The sequence below is a fragment of the Virgibacillus salexigens genome (assembly GCF_014905415.1).
GTDB classification, from domain to species: domain Bacteria; phylum Bacillota; class Bacilli; order Bacillales; family Amphibacillaceae; genus Virgibacillus; species Virgibacillus salexigens.
On record NZ_BNEO01000003.1, the window covers coordinates 190,120 to 207,249 of the forward strand.

General features: G+C 37.0%; 20 protein-coding genes. 10 read left to right on the forward strand and 10 right to left on the reverse strand.

The features are described from left to right. Nucleotides 1-120 precede the first annotated feature (120 nt). The 3 genes from JKP73_RS14925 (at nt 121) to rlmD (ending at nt 3,459) form a co-directional block, all read left to right on the forward strand. Nucleotides 121-1,035 (forward strand): diacylglycerol kinase, encoded by a 915-nt coding sequence (locus JKP73_RS14925; RefSeq protein WP_038246468.1) that lies wholly within the window; start codon nt 121-123, stop codon nt 1,033-1,035. Between the two features lie 109 nt (nt 1,036-1,144). After that, on the forward strand, nt 1,145-1,999 hold the full coding sequence (locus JKP73_RS14930) for an SDR family oxidoreductase (protein WP_200411518.1): 855 nt from the start codon (nt 1,145-1,147) through the stop codon (nt 1,997-1,999). Between the two features lie 74 nt (nt 2,000-2,073). Then, nucleotides 2,074-3,459 carry a 23S rRNA (uracil(1939)-C(5))-methyltransferase RlmD gene (rlmD, locus tag JKP73_RS14935; protein WP_200411519.1) on the forward strand — a complete coding sequence of 462 codons (1,386 nt, stop codon included), beginning with the start codon at nt 2,074-2,076 and terminating at the stop codon, nt 3,457-3,459. 410 nt (nt 3,460-3,869) lie between these two features. On the opposite strand, the gene JKP73_RS23725 is transcribed toward rlmD, so the two are convergent. Genes JKP73_RS23725 through JKP73_RS14945 form a run of 3 tightly spaced genes read right to left on the reverse strand, consistent with a single transcriptional unit; the run spans nt 3,870 to nt 4,641 of the window. After that, complete coding sequence (locus JKP73_RS23725) at nt 3,870-3,992, reverse strand: lipoprotein (RefSeq protein ID WP_373308324.1); 123 nt, start codon at nt 3,990-3,992, stop codon at nt 3,870-3,872. A gap of 17 nt (nt 3,993-4,009) precedes the next feature. Beyond that, on the reverse strand, nt 4,010-4,348 hold the full coding sequence (locus JKP73_RS14940; protein WP_200411520.1) for a DUF1433 domain-containing protein: 339 nt from the start codon (nt 4,346-4,348) through the stop codon (nt 4,010-4,012). A 17-nt stretch (nt 4,349-4,365) separates the two neighbouring features. Beyond that, nucleotides 4,366-4,641, reverse strand: coding sequence for a hypothetical protein (locus JKP73_RS14945; protein WP_200411521.1), 276 nt, complete (start codon nt 4,639-4,641; stop codon nt 4,366-4,368). Nucleotides 4,642-4,749: 108 nt separating this feature from the next. Between JKP73_RS14945 and JKP73_RS14950 the strand changes: the two genes are divergently transcribed. The 3 genes from JKP73_RS14950 (at nt 4,750) to JKP73_RS14960 (ending at nt 7,108) form a co-directional block, all read left to right on the forward strand. After that, entirely contained in the window at nt 4,750-6,150 is a 1,401-nt protein-coding gene (locus tag JKP73_RS14950) for an alpha/beta fold hydrolase (RefSeq protein WP_200411522.1), read from the forward strand. A 32-nt stretch (nt 6,151-6,182) separates the two neighbouring features. Next, nucleotides 6,183-6,503 (forward strand): hypothetical protein, encoded by a 321-nt coding sequence (locus tag JKP73_RS14955; RefSeq protein WP_021290726.1) that lies wholly within the window; start codon nt 6,183-6,185, stop codon nt 6,501-6,503. A 239-nt stretch (nt 6,504-6,742) separates the two neighbouring features. Continuing rightward, complete coding sequence (locus JKP73_RS14960) at nt 6,743-7,108, forward strand: cupin domain-containing protein (protein ID WP_031335422.1); 366 nt, start codon at nt 6,743-6,745, stop codon at nt 7,106-7,108. A gap of 216 nt (nt 7,109-7,324) precedes the next feature. On the opposite strand, the gene JKP73_RS14965 is transcribed toward JKP73_RS14960, so the two are convergent. The 4 genes from JKP73_RS14965 to phoD all read right to left on the reverse strand — a co-directional run bounded on the left by JKP73_RS14965 (nt 7,325) and on the right by phoD (nt 11,118). Beyond that, nucleotides 7,325-7,891, reverse strand: a complete 567-nt coding sequence (locus tag JKP73_RS14965; protein WP_031335421.1) for a DUF4256 domain-containing protein — start codon at nt 7,889-7,891, stop codon at nt 7,325-7,327. A 368-nt stretch (nt 7,892-8,259) separates the two neighbouring features. Next, on the reverse strand, nt 8,260-8,961 hold the full coding sequence (tatC, locus tag JKP73_RS14970; protein WP_369759874.1) for a twin-arginine translocase subunit TatC: 702 nt from the start codon (nt 8,959-8,961) through the stop codon (nt 8,260-8,262). 104 nt (nt 8,962-9,065) lie between these two features. After that, nucleotides 9,066-9,260, reverse strand: a complete 195-nt coding sequence (tatA, locus tag JKP73_RS14975) for a twin-arginine translocase TatA/TatE family subunit (protein WP_021290722.1) — start codon at nt 9,258-9,260, stop codon at nt 9,066-9,068. Nucleotides 9,261-9,369: 109 nt separating this feature from the next. Then, nucleotides 9,370-11,118 carry an alkaline phosphatase PhoD gene (gene phoD / locus JKP73_RS14980; RefSeq protein WP_200411523.1) on the reverse strand — a complete coding sequence of 583 codons (1,749 nt, stop codon included), beginning with the start codon at nt 11,116-11,118 and terminating at the stop codon, nt 9,370-9,372. 530 nt (nt 11,119-11,648) lie between these two features. Between phoD and JKP73_RS14985 the strand changes: the two genes are divergently transcribed. Genes JKP73_RS14985 through lhgD form a run of 3 tightly spaced genes read left to right on the forward strand, consistent with a single transcriptional unit; the run spans nt 11,649 to nt 14,846 of the window. Further along, nucleotides 11,649-12,344 carry a FadR/GntR family transcriptional regulator gene (locus JKP73_RS14985; RefSeq protein WP_021290720.1) on the forward strand — a complete coding sequence of 232 codons (696 nt, stop codon included), beginning with the start codon at nt 11,649-11,651 and terminating at the stop codon, nt 12,342-12,344. A 16-nt stretch (nt 12,345-12,360) separates the two neighbouring features. Beyond that, nucleotides 12,361-13,650 (forward strand): Nramp family divalent metal transporter, encoded by a 1,290-nt coding sequence (locus tag JKP73_RS14990; protein WP_081856206.1) that lies wholly within the window; start codon nt 12,361-12,363, stop codon nt 13,648-13,650. A 14-nt stretch (nt 13,651-13,664) separates the two neighbouring features. Beyond that, nucleotides 13,665-14,846 carry an L-2-hydroxyglutarate dehydrogenase gene (lhgD, locus tag JKP73_RS14995; protein ID WP_021290718.1) on the forward strand — a complete coding sequence of 394 codons (1,182 nt, stop codon included), beginning with the start codon at nt 13,665-13,667 and terminating at the stop codon, nt 14,844-14,846. A 206-nt stretch (nt 14,847-15,052) separates the two neighbouring features. Here lhgD and JKP73_RS15000 read toward each other — a convergent pair whose 3' ends face one another. Both JKP73_RS15000 and JKP73_RS15005 read right to left on the reverse strand, forming a co-directional pair. Beyond that, nucleotides 15,053-15,358 carry an RNA polymerase alpha subunit C-terminal domain-containing protein gene (locus JKP73_RS15000; RefSeq protein WP_021290717.1) on the reverse strand — a complete coding sequence of 102 codons (306 nt, stop codon included), beginning with the start codon at nt 15,356-15,358 and terminating at the stop codon, nt 15,053-15,055. A 267-nt stretch (nt 15,359-15,625) separates the two neighbouring features. Beyond that, on the reverse strand, nt 15,626-15,793 hold the full coding sequence (locus JKP73_RS15005) for a hypothetical protein (RefSeq protein ID WP_200411524.1): 168 nt from the start codon (nt 15,791-15,793) through the stop codon (nt 15,626-15,628). Nucleotides 15,794-15,970: 177 nt separating this feature from the next. Between JKP73_RS15005 and JKP73_RS15010 the strand changes: the two genes are divergently transcribed. Beyond that, nucleotides 15,971-16,399 (forward strand): DUF4181 domain-containing protein, encoded by a 429-nt coding sequence (locus JKP73_RS15010; RefSeq protein WP_081674739.1) that lies wholly within the window; start codon nt 15,971-15,973, stop codon nt 16,397-16,399. Nucleotides 16,400-16,443: 44 nt separating this feature from the next. On the opposite strand, the gene JKP73_RS15015 is transcribed toward JKP73_RS15010, so the two are convergent. After that, complete coding sequence (locus JKP73_RS15015) at nt 16,444-17,016, reverse strand: TetR/AcrR family transcriptional regulator (protein WP_021290715.1); 573 nt, start codon at nt 17,014-17,016, stop codon at nt 16,444-16,446. Between the last annotated feature and the right edge of the window lie 114 nt (nt 17,017-17,130).

The following is a 17,130-nucleotide window of genomic DNA, read 5'->3' on the forward strand; positions in this document are numbered from 1 at the left end:
CTCTTTTCAAAATGATCAAAAAGGTCTATGATAGATGTTGGACTGACTTCAATAAACGACCTAGTAACATTAATTATATGGTAATACCCTGCATAATTGATGCAATGCGGAGGGAATAAAATGAACAAAGCACGTATTATCTATAACCCTACATCTGGCAGAGAAGCATTTAAAAAAGAGCTACCAACTGTCTTAGAACGATTAGAAATAGCCGGTTATGAAACATCTACCCATGCAACGACTTGTGAAGGAGATGCAATAACGGCCGCAAGAGCTGCTGTTGATCGAGGATATGATCTAGTTATTGCAGCTGGTGGTGATGGCACAATTAATGAAGTTATTAATGGAGTTGCTGAACAAGAACATCGCCCCAAGCTAGGAATAATTCCAGTGGGTACAACAAATGATTTCGCTAGAGCCTTGCATATTCCACGAGATATAAACAGAGCGCTCGATGTTATCATTGATGGTCGATCGATCTCTTTAGATATTGGAAAAGTAAACGATCATTACTTTATTAATATTGCAGGTGGAGGGAAATTAACAGAGCTAACCTATGAGGTGCCTAGTAAGCTAAAGACAATGCTGGGACAATTAGCATATTATATAAAGGGCATTGAAATGCTGCCATCTTTAAAACCAACTAGAGCAAAGATTGAGTATGATGATCATGTGATCGATGAGGATATCATGTTATTCCTTATTTCAAATACAAACTCAGTTGCTGGATTTGAAAAATTAGCCCCAGAAGCCAATTTGCAGGACGGTTATTTTGATCTGTTAATTTTGAAGAAAACAAACTTAGCTGAATTCATACGAATTGCCACGCTTGCATTGCGGGGAGCACATTTAGAAGATAAACATGTGATTTACCACAAAGCGAAACATATTAAAATAACAACAGATGAAAAAATGCAATTAAATATAGACGGGGAATTTGGCGGTCTACTGCCAGGAGAATTCCGAAACCTGCAGCAGCATATCGAATTTTTTGTGCCAAATGAATTTCCTGATAAGGGTGGAGAAGATTACTGAGTACAGTAGTCTTCTTTTTGTAATGTATCGATTATAAGCAAGGTAGTTAGGGAAAGAATAGAAGATAATACGTCATATCTTAATTATTTTTAAGCGAGGAAATATAACAATGAAAATACTAGTTACAGGAGCCACTGGAAATGTCGGCAAGTTTGTGGTGAAGGAACTCTTACATATGGGAGAGGATGTTGTAGCGGCCGGAACAAATAAGAGCAAATTACAAGCGATGTTTGGAAATACGATAGATAAGGTAATTCTCGATTTAACGGATAACCAGACGTTTTCCAAAGCATTAGAAAATATAGACAGAGTCTTTCTTATGCGACCTCCTCATCTCGGTAAGCCAGATGATTTATACCCATTTATTCAAGCTATGAAGGATAAGGATATTCGACTTGTCTCTTTTCTTTCATTAATGGGAGTGGAGAAGAATCCATTTCCACCTCACCATAAGATTGAAAAACAAATAGAAGAAGCAGGAATCCCTTATGCGCATGTTCGCCCAGGTTTCTTCATGCAAAATATATCTGGGATTCATTCAGTAGAAATAAGAGATAGAGATGAGATTTTTATTCCTGCAGGAAAAAGTAAGACAAGCTTTATCGATACAGCAGATATCGGTTTGGCAGCTGCGACATTACTTCATAACCCAATTAAATTTAAACATACTGCACATACAATTACAGGTAAAGAAGCCTTGAATTATTCCCAAATCGCAGCAATATTATCTGAAGTGACAGGGAGAACCATAACCTATGTATCACCAAGTCTTTTTCATTACCGTCACTATTATATAAAGCGTCGAGGATTACCTAAAGATTATGTAAATGTGACAGTAGCACTTTATCTGATGAATAGACTAGGGACAGCAAAGGCAGTAACAAATGATTTCTATCATTTAACCAAGAAATATCCACGTACGTTTAAGGAATTCGCAATAGAAAATATCAACTGTTTTAGGTAACTGTATCATGCTGCTTATTCTTTATAAGATATGTTAAGATTAAAGCAGAAACTAGCACGTAAAGGAAGATAGACATGGCTAAACAAGCAGCACCAGTAAAAAAGAATCAGACGATCACACTCACTTTCGAAGATCTTACCCATGAAGGAAATGGGGTTGGGAAAGTAAATGGCTATCCTCTTTTTGTACCACATGGTTTACCAGGTGAAGAGGCGGTTGTAAAAGTTGTCAAAGTAAACAAGAATTTTGGTTTTGGCAAATTATTAGAGGTAAATCAGGCGAGTGATGATCGCGTAGAACCACCATGTGATGTTTATTATAAATGTGGTGGATGTCAGCTTCAGCACATGAGTTATGATATGCAATTAGAAATGAAACGAAATCAAGTGAAAAATGTGATGCGAAAAATTGCTCATATGGAAGAAGTTCCTGTACATTCTACGTTAGGAATGAATGATCCTTGGAGATATCGAAATAAGATCCAAATTCCCGTCGGTAAAAAGAATGGTGAATTAATTACTGGATTTTACCAAAAACGAAGTCACCATATTATAGACGATATGGATACGTGTGTAATACAAGATGACAGCAATGATCGACTTGTAGAAGCGGTTCGCCGAATTGCAGATCGATTAGATATCGAAGCATATGATGAGCAGCATAATCGAGGGGTATTGCGCCATATCATGGTTCGTACTGGAAGAGAAACCAATGACGCGATGATTGTTATTGTTACCCGTACACAAAAAATACCGTATCAAGACAAATTAATAAATGAATTAACGGAAACGTATCCGCATGTGAAATCAATTATTCATAATGTCAACAACGAACGTACCAATGTCATAATGGGTAAGAAAACAAAGGTTATTTGGGGAGACGAGTACATATACGATACAATTGGCGAGGTACGTTTCGCTATTTCGGCCAAATCCTTTTATCAAGTAAATCCACCTCAAACAAAGGTTCTATATGACAAAGCATTAGAATATGCAAACATCGGAGCGAATGATATTGTTGTTGATGCCTATTGTGGAATTGGAACCATTTCATTATTCTTAGCACAACAAGCGAAAAAGGTTTACGGTATCGAAGTTGTTCCAGAGGCCATTAGCGACGCCAAGAAGAATGCTAAATTAAATGGAATAACGAATGCAGAATTCGTTGTGGGTGAAGCAGAAAAAGTCATGCCATGGTGGAAAGCCCAGGGCCTGCGTCCAGATGTAATTGTTGTTGATCCACCTCGAAAAGGCTGTGAGGTAGATTTCTTAAACGCCATGATTGAAATGGAACCAAAGCGAATTGTATATGTTTCCTGTAACCCGTCAACCCTAGCACGTGATTTGAAAATATTAGATGAAGGTGGCTATGAAACGAAAGAAGTCCAACCTGTTGATATGTTCCCACAGACAAACCACGTCGAGTGCGTAGCGTGGTTGGAAAGGAATTTGTCTAATTAAAATATAAATCACCGAACCAAAATAAACATTTCCGATTAAGACCTCGATTTCGTGAAAATAAACATTTCCGATTTCAGGGTCTTTTTCATGCCCATCCCTTGTCTTGTCTCGGTTTTCTCGTGTGTTTCCATTACGCAACATTCACGGAAAATTTCTTTGTTAACTCAGAAAAGGCGAAAAAAAGCGGAATAACGGCATGTTTTTATCTGGACATGATAGAGTAGGGGGGTTCATTGCAAAGGGTTTATTTTAACTTGAACGGAAGAAGATGAGGTTGCATTTTCAACCCCTGCCGAAAAGTCAGCAACTCCTTCATTAACATTGCCATCAACGGTTAATCCTCCCATTGGACTTTGATAGATATCATCGATCTTAACGGATTCGATCCCCTCAAAATTATTTTTTAAATACTACTTGACGTCTTCTGTAGCTTTTTCTTTTGTTGCATCATCATAGGTTCCGTTATTTGAACTCACATTACATCCAGTAAGCACTATGGTGATAACGATAAAAACTATAAGATATTTCCACATACTGAATACCGTCCTATTTAATAATCACAAACCTCTTCTTTGCATTCTTCTTTTACTTTAGGAAATCCTTCTTTTTCCCCCATGCTATTTACTTTAAATTCTCTTGGGTCAATACTAGCAGAGAAATCAGCTTTACCATTGATTGTACCACGAATCATCAAACCACTCATAGGGTCACTCATATTATCATTAAACTCCACTGTATTTATATCCTCATAGTTAAGACGTAAATAGCTTTCTACTTTTTCCTTAGCTTTACTGATCGTCTTGTCATCATAATTATTATTGGATGAGTTCACATTACATCCAACAAGCATTATGCTGATAACTATAAAAAACATAAGATGTTTCCACATGGCGAATACCGTCCTATTTAGTCGCACGCTTTCTCTTTACACTCTTCTTTCATTTTAGGGAATCCTTCATCTACACTAATGCCATCTACCGAATAATTTTCATTTATGGTTATTGTAAATTCAAACTCTCGATTTACTTTTCCTTTTGACTTCATAGCCCCCATTGGACTACGATATGGCTCTTCCACCTCGATAGACTTAACGCCTTCAAAATTATTCTTAATAAAATTCTGAGTCGCTTCCTTGGCTTTAGCGATTGTTTGATCATCATAAATATGCTCTTCTTGGTTCACATTGCAACCCCCTAATAGTATAATAATAGCAGTAATAAAACATAGTAATATTTTAATATTTTTCAATAAAATCACCTCTTCTATCAATTACAGAAAGGAATACCTGTCATGAGTTCTACCTCAAAAATTACAGACTTTGAAGCTAGTTTTATATCAGATGAAACGTATGAAGACATTCAAAATAAAATATACATAAAAACCAAAAATGAGTTTATAACATGGGAAAAGATCGAAACCATCAAAGATAAAGATACCGGCCTTCATGGCTATGTTCTACAGAACCCCAATACAGAGGAAGTTGTTATCAGTTTTCGTGGGACGGAAACCCCAAAAACGTCGACGAAACAAGTAGAACAAAAGTATGTTGGTTCACCCTCCCAAGATGCTCGCTTAGCCGGAGCTGGAGGAGGAGCAATACTAAAAGATGGTAATCTGATTTATGAAACGAAAGACACGGACTTTTCCGAATTCGTAAAAGATGTTCAGGAAGATGTAGAGGGAATCGTCCTTGGTGATTCCAATTATAGCAAAAAAGAATATGGAAAAACAGATTATTTGGCCACTCCATCTCAAGATGCAGCTCTCGCTACTGGTAAGGCTAAGTTAAACCCCAACGATCAAACCATCACGTATACCAATAAAAATCAATTTACCGAAGCGGATCATGTTGTAAATAAATATGTGCAGAAATATGGAGCCAATAATATTACCTTTGTTGGTCACTCATTAGGCGGTGGCCTTGCTCAATATTATGCAGTTGAGTATGATTCGAATGCCGTTACCTTTGCTGCAGCGGATGTCTTTGATTTATTATCTGAAGAAAATCAAAAGCGAGCATTAAGTGGTGAGTTTAAGGATAATGTCATTTCTTACACCTATCCGGATGATGCTGTAGGAACTTTCTATAAAGATTCGATTGGTTCTGTTTACTATATGGGTAATCCGGCAGAAGGAGGCTGGGGATTAAGTAGCCACGGCATTAAGAATTATATGGCTAATAGCATGTATGGTGAGGAAGGCTATTTCTTGCCGGGGCTATTATACGATGAAAAGATACAAGATCAATTAACGATGTCTCCTCTAGTTTTGAAAAATAGTGGTGTTTCTGACTTTCATATTCGTATCCAGTCCAGTTTAATGGATGGTTACGTTACCGAGATGAAGGAAAGTGAGGAACAAATTGCAGCCACAAGAAAGGCATTGACGCATTTTCTCGATGACTACATAACCACGATGACCGAATTGAAAAATAAATACATGAGTGCTGTCGGTGTTGGCAAGTATGATAAGTTACATGCTTCTCATGTAGAGGAAATTTTCCATGATCTAACAGATATTGGGCCAGAAGGGTTGCCCATGCTATTGGATATCGGTGAATTGGAAGACCTATTGGCCAAACTCCAAAAATCTCATTTAGATACAGGAGACATTGCTTACAATATGGATAAGATGAGCAAGGACTTTGCCCATATGGATCAATTACTTGCTCAATGGTTACAACTTAAATAATGCAGTTTTGAAGTAGAAAAGTGGTGGGTTGAATGGAGGATAAGGATATTACTGACTGGTGGCAAAACTATTTAGAAACGAATAGGCAAGAAAAAGAGTTGAAAAAACAAATAAGAACTGATTTAGAATCAAATGTGGAATACTTCAAGCAATACCTTACCCATTGTTATGCGGTTCAACCGCTTTCGGAAAAGCATCGAGATATCATAAATAAATTAGAACATAACTTTGATGGGAAGGCAAACCAAGCACTATTACAACGATTCGAAAAGAACCAGTTTAACCTTATGGAAATTAATCTCATGTACAGAGATATCTATGAAAATATAAAGCTGAAATCTTGGTTTGGGTAGTGTGGACCAAGGAGTGTAATATTAACTGTATAAGTAAGCATACTTACTTTTGGGGCAACATTCATTAGATTCATGCTATTTTATTTATGGACGACATTGTAAAAGTTGACGGGATAGTTCTTTTTAAAATTAAAATGATTATTAACATGACTGTATTATAAATGTAAAGAATAGAAATTAGTTATTAGTAGGTAATAAAAATTAGTATTGACAGGAAGTTAAAAGATGGAGGGATAAATATCATATACCAAGCCATTAATCTAAGGGAAAAATTATCAAAATTCAGTGATCACTGGTCTCCCAAAATTATTAGTGAAATAAATGACTATCAATTTAAGTTAGTCAAAATACAAGGTGATTTTGTGTGGCATGATCACAAGCATACGGATGAAGTATTTATTGTGTTACAAGGTGAAATGTCGATCCTATTTCGAGATGGGAAAGTTAAACTCTCTCAAGGAGAGATGTTTGTGGTACCAAAAGGGATAGAGCATAAGACTTTTTCCGAAACGGAATGTCATGCCATGATAGTTGAACCTAAAGGTGTAGTCAACACTGGTGAGGTTGAATCTGGATTAACTGCCGAAAATGATGTTTGGATTTAAGGAATATTATTCTATTACTTATATTGAATAGAAAAACGATAGGTATATATTTTTCATTGGTACATTTGAAAAAGACAAGTTTTAAACGCATCAGCTTAATATTACTAATTTAACTAGTGATAGATTAGAGGCAAATGATTCAACAAGATTTCCGAGGTCGAAATGAACTATCGAACGCTTTTCTGGTCCAAGAAAAGCGTTCGATCATGGAATCATTCACACGCTTAACGAGCCACGGAATCCTCTGGCACCATAGTAAGAGGATGCGCCGTTGTGATAGACGAAGACATGCCCGAAGCGGTAATCGCAAAAAAGGGCACCGCCGAGTTCTCTGATATCAGAGGGGGTTTGTACCCAACTTGATGTTTTTAAATCGAAATCTTCAAGTTGCTGCAATGCTCGATATTGTTCTTCCGTTAAAATTTCAATGCCCATGTCAGTTGCCATATCAAAAGCATTATTTTCCGGTTTGTGTTTTTTCCTTGACTCCAGCGCTTCTCGGTCATAACAAACACTTCTACGACCTTTTGGGCTTTCTTTTGAACAATCATAAAAAATAAATTCGTTCTTCTTTTTATCATAAATAACGACATCTGGTTCGCCGCCAGTTCGTTCCATTTCGTTGAGTGACCATAGTTTTTCAGTGTTATTAGCCAACTTTGCTTGAACGTTATCCCATTCCAGTCCTTTATGGCGGTGCATGTTTTTTTCAAAACGATCTCTCAATGCATGTAATAACGCTTCACGCTGTTCCTTTGATAATTCCTGTTTATTCGTCACGATCGTTTCCTCCTTATTGTTTTTATTCCGTAATAGTTTAAGTATATATAAATGTAGCTTGATAATAAAATCGTTTCAATAAGTGGTTGAATTCAGTTTACAATAAATCTTAGGATAAAGTAAATGCCTTCTTCACCCTTATCAACCATTCAACCCATTCATAATAAGTAATAGAGTAGAAGAATGAAGAAGTAAAACGGAGGTATGTAGTGAGGTTCGTTTTGGAATTACATGTTGTCAGTATGCTATATGCTGTCATTCTATTTATTCCTATTGAACGGATGTTAAATAGCCGCAATTTTCATTCGAAATCGCGGCTTATGTACAGTTTTTTCTGAATGAATGCTACCAGTCACATCGTTCCTCATGTGTTAAGATTCGGATACACGTTGCCTGGTTAATACCCATTTCGATAATTGAATACTAATCTCGTATAGCAGGATGAGAGGTAATGCTACAATTAATGGCATGACAAGATCCGGTGGAGTTAACATGGTACATATAATAATTAATACAAAATAGGCATACTTCCTGATTTTCTTCATAAAATCTGGAGTTAGAATTCCAAGTGTTGTTAGGAACATGACAATGATTGGAAGTTCAAATAAAAAGGCAAATGGTATCGTCATTCCAAATAAAAATTTAAAGTAGCGGTCCACGGTTAACATAACTTCAAACATACCTTCAGATAAGGAAAGAATAAAAGGGAATATCAGCTTTACAAAAACTGCATAACCAAATACAAGACCACCAATAAATAATAAAAATAAGAAAGGGATGTATGATAAAGAAACCTTTCTTTCTTTTGCAGTTAACCCTGGCTTCACAAACGCCCAAATCTCATATGCGATGACAGGAATGATGCCCGTCAGTCCCACTAATCCGGCCATGCGGAAGTAAATCCAGATGATTTCCGAAGGGCTGATTACCATTAAATCGATATCAATATCATTGATAAAAAATGTGTAAATATAATCCACAAAAAGAAAACCTGTTAAAAAAAATAAAACAAACCAGCCAACGGTTACAAAGATTCGATTTCTTAATTCCGACAGATGACCAACGATATCCATTTCATTTTTGACCTTCCATTGGATTTCATTCTCCAAATTGGTAACTCCTTTCTTATAACATACAGGAAGATGCAGGGGTTCCCACATCTTCACCTGTCCAATAATTATTCAACATTTTTATTAACACTGGTTTTTTCTTCATTATCTGTGTCTCTTGTTAAATCATTCGTAGCTTTCTTAAATTCTTTCAACGTTTGCCCAGTTGCTTTTCCGATTTCTGGTAGCTTTTTTGGTCCAAAAATTACCAAAGCAATGATTAAGATCAAGATTAACCCTGGTATACCGATTGAGGATAACATTGATACACCTTCCTTCATCCATTTATACAAGTTGTATGTCTAAAGACCCCTATCCACTCCTACTGATACGTTAGCAAAAAGGTCCTCATCTAAGGGACCTTTTCACAAATCAATTTCCCGTTCCATTGCCTTGTTTCTGTACTTGTTTGTCATGTGCTTTATCTTGCGCTTTAATGCGGTCTTCTTCCACCTCACTCGATTGCTTCTTATGTGTAGACAATGGCTTGTCCTGTTTGGAAACTAAACCAGGCTGGTCGTGTTTTATCTCAAACGATGCCCTTGTATGGATTGGTGCGCCAGGTTGGCTTACATAGGATACGACACGGTAATCTGCCGTCCATTTCTCAGGTGTTACCTGACACCGCACATATCCTCGGAAGTCATTGAAAAATTTGATATGTGGATTTTCTTCTAAAATCGCATCGGTATCCTGACGCTTTTCACTTCCATCCCCACCTGAAGTGATTGAAGTTCCGACAAATTCTGACCCAAGCGTTGCTGAATCCGGGTCGTCAAAGTCGGTCTTAATATCTCCAGCCCAGTTTGCATGGACATCTCCTGTCAAAACAACTAAGTTCTTGACATCATTTTCTTGTACGTATTCGAGTATACGATCACGATTGGCAGAATAACCATCCCAAGCATCCATATTGTAAAGAACTTCACCATCAATATCATTATTAAGTTGATTAAAGAAGATTTGTTGAGCTAACACATTCCAACGGGCATTCGAGCGTCCAAGACCTTCTAACAACCAGTTCTCCTGTTCATTTCCAAGTAAGGTACGATTCGGGTCAGTAGATTCCTCGTTTGGAGGTTTGATGCCATCTCCGTTTGCTTGATTATCGCGGTATTGACGGGTATCTAGAACATTAAATTCAATTAAATCCCCATAAGTAAAACGGCGATATAAATTCATATCTGCTCCTTGCGGAAGGCTGGACTCTCGTAAAGGCATGTGTTCGTAGTAAGCTTGATAGGCGTGGATTCGTCTTCGGATGAATTCTTCAACAGATTGATCTCTTTCCGGAATATCATCGGCATAATTATTTTCTACTTCATGGTCATCCCAGGTAACGATCCATGGAAATGCTGCATGAGCTGACTGAAGGTATTTGTCTGTTTTATATTGCGCATGTCTGTTTCGATAATCGTCTAATGACATAATTTCCGGGCTGCTATGTGTGCGAACGTTCCCTGTAGTTGCAACATATTCGTTTGGCCCATATTCATAAATATAGTCTCCAAGATGTATGACGAAATCTAGCTTTTCTTCGGCCATATGCTTATAAGCAGTATAGAATCCATGTTCGAATTGTTGGCAAGAGGCAAAAGCAAAGCTTAATTTTCCTAGGTTTTTACCAGGTGCAGGCAATGTTTTTGTTTTTCCAATTGGGCTTACTTCATACCCTGCTTTGAAACGGTAATAATAATCACGGTTCGGCTCAAGGTCAAAAACTTCCACATGTACGGAGTGAGCCAGTTCGGGACGGGCAAGTTCTGTACCATGATTAATGATATGTTTAAAATGCTTGTCTTCCGAAATTTCCCATTCCACAGGGACATTATAGCTTGGCATTCCTCCATTGTTTAAAGGCTCAGGAGCCAGTCTTGTCCACAGTACAACACTATCAGATAGCGGATCTCCGGAAGCAACACCTAATTTAAATGGATAGCCAGTAAATTGTGGAGAAGCCTCTACTTTTAATCCATTAAATTGACTTGCTAAAGTCATTCCTAGAGCAATACCAGCTACCTTTGTAGTCTGGGATAAAAAATTCCTCCGATCCATCGAATGATTGAGCAGACGTTCGGACTCCGATTTGAGCATTTTCTCCAAATTTCGTTCTTTACTCATTTCAATTTCTCCTTTCTTACATGATTTGCATGAAAAATATAAAATATTTGAAATCACCTTCAGTATAAAAAAGGAATATAAACTGTATTTAAATGGAAATAAAAGATTCTGTAAAAGAAATTAGGAATATATAAGCATGAGCAAGGTGCTGGTTCCATGTGCCCTCCTAGTCGAAATCTAGTTGTGTGCTTAAGATGTTCTTGCAATGGAAGCTATATTTCATTCTTTTTCTAGGTAACAATATCTAACAAAATCTACCTAAAAATTTGATAGTTATTCATAATCTAATTTTTGATTAATGTTAATTATTCATATTATCTACATCATTTCTTAATATTAGTGTTCCAACTATAAAAAATATTGAAGCTTGCCTAATCATCAAAAAAACATGGGAGGCTTTGAATATAATTAAAACGTTGTTCTTTTTCATTACAATTAACAAAATATTCTTGCTTAAATAATTATTTTATTCTATACTGTATCAAACTGGACCACCCAATTTACCAGTATGTGAAAAGAGGAATGGTGATATGGATTTTTCGCCGGTAAAGAAGCAGCGGGTCTATCGGGAGATTGTTCGCCAGCTAAGAAAAAAGATAGAGGAGGGAGAGATTGCTTTAGGAGAACAATTACCATCCGAACGTAATCTAGCAGAAAGTCTTTCGGTGTCGAGAAGTTCTGTTAAGGAAGCCTTTAGCGTATTGGAATCTGTAGGTGTAGTGGAGATTAAACAAGGCAGTGGAGTTTACCTGCGTAATAACAACCATAACGATGTGATTGCAAAAATCAATGCGATTATTCATGGGGTTTCTGTTGATATTGTAGAGTTAATGGAGTTTAGACTAGCTTTAGAGCGAGATACTGCGTATTATGCGGCAATTCGTGGGAACAGGGAAGAAATCAGCAATATTGCAAGCGCATATCGTAATTTAGAAATGGCCGCAGAACAGAATGAGAATGGAGCGGAAGAAGATTTAGCCTTCCATATGGCAATAGCAAGAGCCGCGGGCAATTCAATTGTTGAGAGAGTCATGTATATGTTATCTAGTGAAGTTCGAGAAGGATTGAAGGAAAGCAGGGAAAGCACATTACATGTACCAGCAAGATCCAGTATGGTGCTTAAGGAACATAAAGCAATATATGATGCGATCAAAAATGGAAGCGCTAACATAGCGAGGGAAGCAATGGCTGTTCATCTAGAAGGCGTTCGAAAACGTTATTTATAGCAAAGGGGGAAAATAAATGCGTGCTGAAACAGTGGAAGAAAGAGCGGTAGATTATACGGATGAATCATTAGCACCGCCGACAACATGGAAAGGCAAGCTGAAGATGGTAGGGCCTGGTTTTGTTACAGCGGCAACCGGTGTTGGAACTGGCGACTTGATTGCTGCGTTAGTTGCAGGTGCAGGGTTTGGCATGACGTTGATATGGGCAATTGTAGTTGGAGCTATTTTTAAGTATTTTTTCACAGAAGGAATGGGGCGATGGCATTTAGCAACAGGTAGAACAATTCTTGAGGGATTCCACTCGCTGGGGAAATGGGCCACCGGTTATTTCGGCGTCTATGCTATACTGTGGGGTTTAAGCTATGGAGCAGCTGCTATGTCTACGAGTGCAATAATGATGGTAACGATGTTTCCGATTATGCCGTTATGGGCTTGGGCGATCATACATGGACTTGCTGGTATGGCCCTTGTATTAACAGGAAAATATAAGCTGTTCGAACGTATTATGACAGTCATGATAGGTATTATGTTCATCACTGTTGTTGGTTCAGCAGTTATTCTTTTACCCAATATTGGCGATATTCTAAGTGGGTTTGTACCTCGCACTGGAGACGGATCATTGTTACTGGTTATGGGTCTCCTTGGAGGTGTTGGTGGTACTATTACAATGGCTTCATATGGTTACTGGATTCGAGAAAACAAATGGCAAGGTAGTAAGTGGATTCCAATGATGAAACTTGATTCAGCGATTGGTTACGTGATCACAGGGATTTTTACCGTGTCATTGCTCGTAATAGGGGCAGAGTTTTTATATGGAAGTGGAATTGAAATTAACGGGGAAGAGGGTCTTGTCACACTTTCTTCCATGTTCAGTAATGAGTTTGGTGAAGTGGCGCGTTGGATGTTCTTAATTGGTGCTTGGAGTGCGGCATTTTCTTCCTTACTGGGTGTTTGGAATGGTGTACCTTATTTGTTTGCAGATTTTGTAAGGATGCTGCGCGGAAAAGCGGAAAAAACAGTAAAACCAATATCTGAAAAAGATCCAGCATACCGAGCTTATCTACTTTGGTTGACTTTTCCTCCAATGCTGCTGCTGTTCTTTGACAAGCCAGTATTTCTTGTTATTTTATACGGTGCCCTTGGCGCATTATTCATGCCATTTTTGGCAATTACGCTTTTGTGGTTATTAAATTCTAATCGAGTAGAAAGCGCCTATAAGAATGGATGGCTCGCAAACATTGTATTGATATGCTGTGTTTTAATGTTTGGATATCTTAGTATCGTTGAACTAATCAACATGTTTTAAAGGGAGTGGACAACATGGTTTATGACTATGCAATAATTGGTGGCGGAATAATTGGTCTTTCTGTAGGAATGGAACTTTGTAAAAAACATCCGGATGCGTCCATTATTATTTTGGAGAAGGAAGAAGCATTGTCCCAGCATCAAACTGGTAATAATAGTGGTGTCATTCATTCTGGGATTTATTATCCACCAGGCAGTTTGAAGTCCAAACTTGCACGGCAAGGAAATAGACAGATGACAGCATTTTGCAAAAAGCATGGGATCACATTTGAACAATGCGGGAAAGTGATTGTAGCAACAAAGGAATCAGAATTGCCACTGTTGGAAGATCTTTATCATCGAGGGCTTCAAAATCAACTGAAGGTTGAGAAAATATCATTGGAAGAGCTCTATGAAGTGGAGCCGCATGTGAATGCAATTGCTGCGATTCGCGTTCCTAGTACTGGCATTGTCGATTTCAGTGAAGTATCGGCAGTATTTGCAGATTATATTGTACAAGGAAATGGTAATATAGCGCTGGGAACAGAAGTGATGGATATTGATGATCAAGAGGATTATGTGAACTTGGTGACCAATAAGGGGAAGGTTCGTAGTCGTTTCTTAATTAACTGTTCTGGGCTATTTTCAGACAAAGTTACGGAACTGGCTGGCATTAAAACAGATATGAAGATAATTCCATTCCGAGGAGAATATTATGAGTTGAATCCGGATAAACGACACTTAGTCCATAACCTCATTTACCCAGTCCCAAATCCAGACTTCCCGTTTCTTGGCGTTCATTTTACAAGAATGGCCGATGGAAGGGTATTGATCGGGCCAAATGCTGTCTATAGTTTTAAGCGAGAAGGCTATCGAAAATGGGATTTTAATTGGCGTGATTTTATAGAGGGAGCAACCTATCCAGGCTTTTTAAAACTAGCTAGAAGCAATATGAAAGAAGGATTAAAAGAAATGTACCGTTCGTACAGTAAGAGAGCGTTTATCAAAGAAGTTCAGCGGTTTATTCCTGAAATTAACGAAGATGATATTACATCAGCTACATCTGGAGTCCGTGCACAGGCACTAGACAGTGAAGGCAAATTGCTTGATGACTTTGTTATTATTCGTCAAGAAAAGGCTGTGCATGTCTGTAATGCACCTTCGCCGGCTGCAACAGCCTCAATTGAGATCGGTAAAGAAATAGTGGGAGCGCTGTAAGGGACGTACTTTATGGTGAAATCATGGCAGCGCAGGAAAGGTGGCAGAACGATCTCATACGGAGGAAAATTGTTTTGTATTGTAGAGAATGGGAGATTTCCCATTCTCTTTACTGATGGTAGTTTTGACCTTATTTATATATCGTTTGCATTTTGTCCTATTTTAAATAAAGGATTTGTATATTCGTTTATAATTTAAGAAAAATCTTACTTACTTTCTACCTTTTTAAAGGATAATCCATTCTCTTCTAATGATTGTTTCAATTTAGGTATGGAGGATGGTCCTATTCCATGAAACTGTAAGATTTCAGCTTCACTATACTGAGATAACTGTTGCAAAGAAGTAATATTATTGTTTTCCAACGCACGTCTGGCTGGTGCGGATAATAGGGAAAGGAATCCGTTTTTAGGTTTGTGTTCTTGCTCACAAATCGGACAAACTGGACAGTCGCTGCTTTTATAGTAGCTATGTCCTTGCTCACATGTTCTAAGTGTCTTCCTTGAATTGATCATTAGCAAGGCCTCCTTTATTCTGACAAGATTAGTGTAAATACCCGCGAAATAGCATATACCTACAATACCAATATAATCCGAAAGTTAACAGTAAAATAGACAGATCAAAGAGAGATTGTGTAAAACCAAAAATCGTTAAACGGTTCATAAAAATGAAGGTAATGGCATTCAATAAGAAAAGTGCTACGGTAGATAGGAGGGCTAATATAATCGATCGTTTCATACGTAATAAGAGGAAAATGGGAGCAATCATTCCACTGATAAGATTTAGTGTCCAGCATATAAGTAATTAGAAAAGTAATGATATTGATCATTTCCATCATCCTGTGAATCAAAATAGGCTGTGTTTAAACTAAGCGACATGATGTAATCATATATTCCAATCATGTAAAGAAAGATAAAAAATAGTGCAATTACCCATAGATGTAATGGCATCTTCTTCGTTTTTGACAGAACCATTTATCCAACGCTTTTCTTTCGTATAAGTAATGAGAAATGTTTATGTACGGAAAGCATCACTTACTTTATGATTAGGGTAACACATTATTGTTCATTTTATAAAAGATGCTAAAAGAAAAGCTTCTTTTATTTGGGAGGAATTTGGTTGTTATGATGAACGATGGCTTAGGGGCTATATTTTTGGGAAAACTAATTTTAATTATCGTTATTTTCCTTTTAAGTTTATTTCTTTTCAATTATGGAATTCGTAAATGGCTTAAAGTAAAGAGGAAGAAATTCTTTTCTTATAGTCATGTTAATGAGAAGCATGAACGAATAGATTGGATCATAAGGATTTCATTTATTTTCATCTTTTTGTTTCTTCCTATCATTAATCTAAGTTTGCCAGATAGTCAATGGTATCTTGAGCCAAGCTTTTTAATGATTATTTTTATTAATACCGTTGAAATAACCCGGTCGATAATGGAATGGAGATATGATTCGGACGAAAATTCCTATCTTTTTACCATTAGTCAGTTGCTATTCATCAATTTTTTCATTTTTTTCTTGTTTATTACTAATTTTTTCGATTGGTTTATATAAGTCTAATTCTATTAAAAGATGAAGAGCTAGGTAAGTAGAGTAAATTAATCTACGTAACAGTTATTAATTCCATTTAAAGCAATACGGTTAATAATTTGAGCAATTTGATGTGGAGTTTTATCCATATTACGAGCAAGCCAAAGTTTAATAACATGAATGCTGCCACTTATAATAAATGTACTGAGGTATTCAGAGTTAGCTTGATCTATTTCATCATCATTCATCCAGTTATTAATTAGGAAGTTGCTAGCTACCTCCATTACTCTTCGCTCAAAAGATGTATCCTCATTTTCATTTAAAAGTGTGTAAAATATATCGTACTTTGAAACGATATATTCTAATAACCTCTCTGTTGTTTGTAAAGCCTGTTCTTTTTCTTCAAAGTTATGCTGATTTAAATACGTATTCATGTCCGCGATAATTTCTTCTTCTATTTGTCTAAGTAAATCAAATTGATCTTTGTAATGCGTATAAAAAGTGGATCGATTAATGTCAGCATGTTCACAGAGTTCTTTGACAGTAATTCCAGATAGGGCTTTTGATTTTAATAATGTCATTAAACTATCCTTTAATACCATTCGCGTATATCTTTTTCGTCGATCTAATTTTTCGTTCATAAAAAATTCACACTTTCTTCCTAGTATTATCCGACACGATTGTTAAATATGTTGGATTTTGTACGTGACTTAACAAACTGTTTGTTGTTAATCCAACACTGTGTATATTATAAT